This window comes from Caldicellulosiruptor morganii, assembly GCF_026810225.1.
Taxonomy (GTDB): Bacteria; Bacillota; Thermoanaerobacteria; order Caldicellulosiruptorales; family Caldicellulosiruptoraceae; genus Caldicellulosiruptor; species Caldicellulosiruptor morganii.
Genome location: NZ_CP113865.1, coordinates 2468841 through 2475467, shown reverse-complemented (window position 1 = coordinate 2475467; position 6627 = coordinate 2468841). Strand labels below are relative to the sequence as shown.

Here is a 6627-nt window from a genome sequence, read left to right as displayed (position 1 = left end):
AAAAAATCACCCTTGCAGTATGTAATTTGATTTATTGTGGATAATTTAAAATGTCCATAAGAAATATAAAAACCTGAACATTAGAATTTATCCACAATGTTATCAACAACTGTGGATAAATATTTTTCACACACGAAAATTTGTTTACATATTTCCATGGGCACTTATAAATATATCAAAAAAAAATATTCACATCAACAAGAAATTATTTTTCGGCAAATAAATTTTCCACAGTGGAAAAATTATTTACACCATGTTAAAAACCTGTGGATAAAATCTGTGGATATGTGGATTACTTCTGTTGATTAATTTTATAAAAATCCTTTTTTCACATGTGAAAATCTGAATTAACAATGGTTGACTTCAAGGTTTTTAATTTTAAGAGGCTTTTTAAGGATTTTTTAATTCTTAAGTTAACATAAGCCTTGAATTCATATTTAAGATTCGATTTTTAATAAAACTGAGAATTGTTTTGGTTGACATATTTTTTATAGAAAGTCGATTCACAGTTTTTCGATAATTAGCTTTTAACCCTTTGACTTTTTACTGCCTTTTGGAGTATAATAAATTTTGTTTTATTGTAGATTTTAAAGGTGAACAATTGATTCTAATATGGTTATATAAGTTTTTGGAAAATTTATAGCAGGAGGTGGAATAATATGAAAAGAACATACCAGCCACATAACAAGCGAAGAAAAAGAACACATGGTTTTTTGGTCAGAATGAGAACAAAAGGTGGTAGAAAGGTTCTCAAGAGAAGAAGATTAAAAGGCAGAAAGAGACTTGCTGTTTAAAAAGACCACTGCTAAAGGCAAAAGGTGGTCTTTTTGCTTAAAAAAACTTTATGATAAAATCAAACCGGAAATATTCAAAAAGGTATAAAAAGGAATATAGCAGAGGATGAAAAAGATAGTCAGCATTAAAAAAAGTGAAGAGTTTGAGGCGTGTATAAAAAAAGGGAGATTTGCAGCTGAAGAGAAGATAGTTGTGTATTCGAAAAAAAACGGGCTTGGATACAGCAGGTTTGGAGTTTCAATGTCGTATAAGCTTGGCAAGGCAACAGCAAGAAATCGGTTTAAAAGGATTATAAAGGCATGGTATGTGGAAAATTTTGAAAGGATAAAAAAAGGGTTTGACATAGTGGTTCTGGCAAGAAAAACAAAGCAGGAGAAGATAAAGGCAAGAGAGATAGCTTTAAAAGATTACAGGGATGAGCTTGAGAGAGCTTTTAGAAGGTTGAGACTTTTCAAAGAGGAATGAAAAATGAGGGCAAAGAAATATATTTTACTGACTCTAAAAATTTTGATAAGATTTTATCAGAAGGTAATCTCGCCGATAAAGGTTGTGCCAAGTTGCAGGTTTTACCCCACATGCTCGGAGTACACATTGCAGGCGATAGAAAAGTATGGATTTTATGGGCTCTGGCTCGGACTTAAAAGAATTGTGAAATGTCACCCGTTTCATCCGGGCGGTTATGACCCGTTAAAGTGAATATTTTAAGTGTAAATATCAAATTTGCAGGGTCAAGGAGGAAAAGAATTTTGAATCCTACATGGCTTGATTTTCTGGCGATTCCACTTGGAAGGCTCTTGAAGTTAATATATGACTTTTTGTATGGGTTGCACATCCCGGGCAGCTATGGTATAGCCATCATACTTCTTACATTGATTGTAAGAGGGCTGCTTCTTCCTCTTTATATAAAGCAGATTCAGTCCACCTCAAAGATGGCAGAGGTTGCACCAAGGATTCAGGAGATCCAGCAAAAGTATAAAAATGATCAGAAAAAGATGCAGGAAGAGATGCTAAAGCTCTACCAGGAGACAGGGTATAACCCTGCGGGTGGGTGCTGGCCTCTTCTGGTTCAGATTCCCATATTGTTTGCACTCTACTATGTATTTCAGAACCCGCTTGTATACGTGCTCGGAAAAAGCCATCAGTATGTTAAAGACCTTGTTCAGGGCAAAGCCGGGTATGCAATAACTCAAACCATAATCAACGAGGCGCAAAAGCTTGGGCTTGACATGCACTTTTTTGGTATCAATCTTGCGCAAAAAGAGCTGATTGTTTTGCCCATTTTGAGTGCTGCCACAATGTTTTTATCAGTCTTTTATTCCACAAACAGCCAGAAAAGGTTCAATCCACAGTATGCACAATCCCAGTCAAACGCTATGGCCGAGGGTATTAACAGGACAATGATGATTTTCAGCCCTCTCATGTCTTACTTCATTGCGCTGCAGGTACCATCCGGGCTTGTTGTGTACTGGACTGTTGTGAATCTATTTACCATTTTGCAGCAGTTTATTGCAAATGAGGTTGTTTACAAGAAACTGAAGCACAAAAAAGAGGAAGAAGAGAGAAGAAAACAGCTTGAAAAGGCAAAGGATAACCAGAAGAAGGATGAGTTAGAAAGCAAAGAAGAAAACCAGGAAGAAAGATCTGTTGAAGCTACCGGAAAAGAAGATGAAAATGAAGAAGAGAAGATGAGGAAAAAAGAGCTGGAAAGGCTTAAGCAGCAAATGACAAGGTCGCAGAGCAGTAGCAAAAAGAAGAAAAGATAATGTAAAATTACTTTGTGGAGGTCACACGTTTATGAAATGGGTGGAAAAGGTTGCAAAAACGGTGGATGAGGCTGTGGAGCTTGCATTAAAAGAGCTCGGTGTTGGGCGTGATAAGGTTGAAGTTCAGGTGCTTGATGAGGGGTCAAAAGGTCTTTTTGGGATAATCGGATCAAAGCCGGCAAAGGTAAGGGTTGTGCTGAAGCAAACACCCGAGGAGAAGATTCAGGAGTTTTTGTCGAGCGTGTGCAGCAGGATGAATGTTAAGCTTGAGAAGATTGATATTTTCAAAGAGGGAGAATTTTTAAAGGTGAACCTTTTTGGGAAGAATACCTATCAACTGATTGGAAAGGACGGGGAGGTTCTGGACGCGCTCCAATTTTTAACAGGCATTGTTGTGAACAGGGGTGTGCCTGAAGAGGAATCTGTAAGAATAATCCTTAACTGTCAGAACTTCAGAAAGAAGAAGGAAGAGAGACTCAAGCGCTTGGCGCTTGCTTTAGCTGACAAGGTTGCAAGGAGCAAGAGGAGTATAAAACTGAAGCCCATGACGCCCTATGAAAGAAGGATAATACACACAACACTCCAGAACCACAGGTTTGTCACAACCTACTCGGAAGGGGAAGAGCCGTACAGAAAGGTTGTTATAACCTTGAAATAAAAAATGGTGCAAAGCAGGGTGAGAATTTTACCCTGCTTTGTTTGTATATTTCAAAAACTTGAAGAGGGGAAATGAATTATGGAGTTTGATACAATTGCTGCCATTTCTACTCCAATCGGTACAGGTGGGATAGGAATAATCAGGATTTCGGGGCAAAGTGCTTTTGAGATTGCAGGGAAGATAATAAAAAGCAAGAAATTTGGCAGTGTTTATGATATTCCTGTGAGATATGCTGCACTGGTTGAAGTGTATGATAATGAAGAGTTTATAGACCAGGCAATTTTAATAAAGTTCAGGTCGCCACATTCATACACCGGTGAGGATGTGGTTGAGATTCAGGCCCACGGCGGGATGGTGGTTTTGCGAAGAATTTTGGAAGCGATAATAAGAAACGGGGCGCGCCATGCAATGCCCGGTGAGTTTACAAAAAGAGCGTTTTTAAACGGCAGGCTTGATCTGGCACAGGCAGAGGCAATTGTTGATATAATAAATTCAAGAACCGAACTTTTGCAAAAAGCGGCAGCCAAGCAGCTAAAAGGTGCTGTTTCAAAAAAGATAGATGAAATCTCCGAGATTTTGCTGAATCTCATATCCTCAATCGAGGCGTCAATTGACTTTTCTGAACATGAAGTTTCTGAGCTTTCCGATGAGGAGATTGAAAATAGCATTGATGCTGCTCTTGAGAAGATAGATGGGCTTTTGAAAACCTATGAAACAGGGAAGGCTATAAAAAGCGGGATCTACACGGTGATTGTTGGACGACCCAACGTTGGTAAGTCTTCGCTTTTAAACAGGCTCCTGAAAGAGGAAAGGTCAATTGTCACAGACATTCCTGGAACCACAAGGGATGTCATTGAAGAGGTTCTGGACATTGAGGGTATACCAGTTGTACTTGTTGACACTGCCGGTGTTAGACAGACAGAGGATGTTGTTGAAAAGATAGGTGTGCAGAGGACGCTCAAAAGTGTTGAGAGGGCGGATCTTGTAATTTTCATGGTTGAGGCGTGCAAAATAACCCCCGAGGACATGGAGATTTTTGAGAATATAAAGCACAAAAAGTTCATTGTGCTTGTTAACAAGACTGACAGAGGGATAAATATAACACAGGATGATATAAAAAGAGCTTTCGGGAAGGAAGGGATATTCATATCTCTTGCAAAGGATGAAAACTTAGAAGCTGTCGAAAAGGCAATAAAAGAGACAATTTTGGGTCAGGGCATTGAGGCATTTGATGAGGTGATAATAACAAGCCTGCGTCACAAGGAGCTTTTGTCAAAAGCAAGAGAGTATCTGGAAAGTGCAAAGCAGAACATAAAAAGCTTTCCGCTTGACATTCTTTCGATTGACATCAAAAATGCACTTGATAGCATCTATCAGATAACAGGAAGAAAAGTCACAGAAGATATGGTCGAGAGAATATTTTCGATGTTTTGTATTGGAAAGTAGGAACTTAAGGTTTACTTTAAAAAGTTTTGAAAGGGGGCTTATGTAGAAAAAAATGGAGTTTGTTGCGGGTGAGTATGATGTTGCTGTGGTTGGTGCAGGTCATGCCGGGTGTGAGGCAGCTTTAGCTTCAGCACGGCTTGGGCTTAAAACCATTGTGTTTGCAATAAATTTGGACTCAATCGGGAATATGCCCTGCAACCCCAGTATAGGTGGCACAGGCAAAGGGCACCTGGTGCGTGAGATAGATGCGCTTGGCGGTGAGATGGGCAGGGCAGCAGATAGAGCAGCAATCCAGGTGAGGATTCTCAACAGGGCAAAGGGTCCTGCTGTGTACTCGCTCAGGGCTCAGTGTGACAGGGCAAAATACAGGCTGTATATGAAAAGGGTGCTCGAGAGCCAGCCAAACCTTGATATCAGACAGGGTGAGGTTTGCGATATTTTAGTAGAAGATGGCAAAGTCACAGGTGTCAGGCTCACAACAGGTGCGATATTTAAAGCAAAAGCGGTTGTGCTTGCAACCGGCACATTTCTTGGCGGCAAAGTTATAATAGGTGAGACAGTCTACGACAGCGGACCTGATGGTATGCACCCTGCAAAGCACCTGACTGAGAGCTTAAAAAAGCTGGGTATAGAAATGATGAGGTTCAAAACAGGCACTCCTGCGCGTGTGCACAGGAGGTCTTTAGATTTTTCCAGGATGCAGATTCAGCATGGAGATGAGGTTATAACCCCGTTTTCTTTTGAAAACGAGGATCTGAATATCGAGCAGGTGCCATGCTACCTGACATACACAACAGAAGAGACTCATAAAATAATAAGAGAAAATCTTCACCGTGCACCGCTTTTTACCGGGCTTATACAGGGTGTTGGACCAAGGTACTGTCCGTCTATTGAAGACAAGGTTGTGAGGTTTTCTGACAGGTTGCGCCATCAGGTGTTCATTGAACCAATGGGTATGGATACCGATGAGATGTATGTTCAGGGCATGTCCACCTCCCTTCCGGAGGATGTGCAGATAAAGATGTACAGAAGCGTAATTGGTCTTGAAAATGTTCAGATAATGCGCCCTGCGTATGCGATTGAGTATGATTGCATAAACCCTCTTCAGCTTGAGCCAACTTTGCAGTTTAAAAAGATCAAAGGGCTTTTCTCGGCAGGTCAGATAAACGGCACATCCGGGTATGAAGAGGCAGCAGCGCAGGGTATTATAGCAGGAATCAATGCTGCTATGTATGTAAAAGGTAAACCAATGCTTGTTTTGGACAGGTCACAGGCATACATTGGTGTTCTGATAGATGACCTTGTTACAAAAGGGACTAATGAACCGTACAGAATCATGACATCAAGGGCTGAGTACAGGCTCATTTTGCGCCAGGACAATGCCGATTTGCGACTTACAGAGATAGGCTACAGGATAGGACTTATATCAGAAGAAAGGTACCAGAAGTTTTTACAGAAGAAAAAGATGATTGAAGATGAGATAGAACGCCTGAAAAAGACTGTTATAGCACCGAGCGAAAAGGTGAACAGACTTTTAACAGAGTATAGATCATCACCTATTTCAACCGGAGTGAAGCTTTCAGAGCTTTTGAAAAGACCCGAGCTTTCGTACGAAGCTCTGCGGGAGATTGACCCGCAGCGACCTGACCTGCCACGATCTGTGAAAGAAGAAGTTGAGATTGAGATAAAATATGAAGGATATATCAAAAAACAGCTGCAGCAGATAGAGCAGTTTAAAAAGCTTGAGAACAAAAAGATTCCCGAGTGGGTTGATTACAACCAGATTTCGGGGCTTTCGACCGAGGCGAAACAGAAACTCTCTCAGATAAGACCTGCTTCAATTGGTCAGGCGTCGAGAATTTCGGGTGTTTCACCCGCCGATATTTCGGTACTTTTAATATGGCTTGAGCAGGCAAAGAGAAGTATAAAATAAAAGCTATTTTTTGGCTTTTTAAAGTTTTAAAA

General features: G+C 40.4%; 7 protein-coding genes. All 7 read left to right on the top strand.

The features are described 5' to 3' along the window. Positions 1-659: 659 nt before the first annotated feature. The 7 genes from rpmH to mnmG all read left to right on the top strand — a co-directional run bounded on the left by rpmH (position 660) and on the right by mnmG (position 6595). On the top strand, positions 660-794 hold the full coding sequence (gene rpmH / locus OTK00_RS12065; RefSeq protein WP_013291559.1) for a 50S ribosomal protein L34: 135 nt from the start codon (positions 660-662) through the stop codon (positions 792-794). 106 nt (positions 795-900) lie between these two features. Next, the gene (rnpA, locus tag OTK00_RS12060; RefSeq protein WP_045168623.1) at positions 901-1260 is read left to right on the top strand and encodes a ribonuclease P protein component; all 360 of its coding nucleotides are present in this window, start codon (positions 901-903) and stop codon (positions 1258-1260) included. Positions 1261-1263: 3 nt separating this feature from the next. Continuing rightward, entirely contained in the window at positions 1264-1491 is a 228-nt protein-coding gene (yidD, locus tag OTK00_RS12055) for a membrane protein insertion efficiency factor YidD (RefSeq protein ID WP_045168624.1), read from the top strand. A 50-nt stretch (positions 1492-1541) separates the two neighbouring features. After that, the gene (gene yidC / locus OTK00_RS12050) at positions 1542-2558 is read left to right on the top strand and encodes a membrane protein insertase YidC (protein WP_045168625.1); all 1017 of its coding nucleotides are present in this window, start codon (positions 1542-1544) and stop codon (positions 2556-2558) included. A 31-nt stretch (positions 2559-2589) separates the two neighbouring features. Beyond that, entirely contained in the window at positions 2590-3216 is a 627-nt protein-coding gene (gene jag / locus OTK00_RS12045) for an RNA-binding cell elongation regulator Jag/EloR (RefSeq protein ID WP_045168626.1), read from the top strand. Positions 3217-3294: 78 nt separating this feature from the next. After that, positions 3295-4662 carry a tRNA uridine-5-carboxymethylaminomethyl(34) synthesis GTPase MnmE gene (gene mnmE / locus OTK00_RS12040; protein ID WP_045168627.1) on the top strand — a complete coding sequence of 456 codons (1368 nt, stop codon included), beginning with the start codon at positions 3295-3297 and terminating at the stop codon, positions 4660-4662. 52 nt (positions 4663-4714) lie between these two features. Next, on the top strand, positions 4715-6595 hold the full coding sequence (mnmG, locus tag OTK00_RS12035; RefSeq protein ID WP_045168628.1) for a tRNA uridine-5-carboxymethylaminomethyl(34) synthesis enzyme MnmG: 1881 nt from the start codon (positions 4715-4717) through the stop codon (positions 6593-6595). Positions 6596-6627: the final 32 nt, after the last annotated feature.

Coding starts and splice junctions, on each gene's coding strand:
- rpmH (WP_013291559.1), top strand. CDS start 660: ATGAAAAGAACATACCAGCCACATAACAAGCGAAGAAAAAGAACACAT.
- rnpA (WP_045168623.1), top strand. CDS start 901: ATGAAAAAGATAGTCAGCATTAAAAAAAGTGAAGAGTTTGAGGCGTGT.
- yidD (WP_045168624.1), top strand. CDS start 1,264: ATGAGGGCAAAGAAATATATTTTACTGACTCTAAAAATTTTGATAAGA.
- jag (WP_045168626.1), top strand. CDS start 2,590: ATGAAATGGGTGGAAAAGGTTGCAAAAACGGTGGATGAGGCTGTGGAG.
- mnmE (WP_045168627.1), top strand. CDS start 3,295: ATGGAGTTTGATACAATTGCTGCCATTTCTACTCCAATCGGTACAGGT.
- mnmG (WP_045168628.1), top strand. CDS start 4,715: ATGGAGTTTGTTGCGGGTGAGTATGATGTTGCTGTGGTTGGTGCAGGT.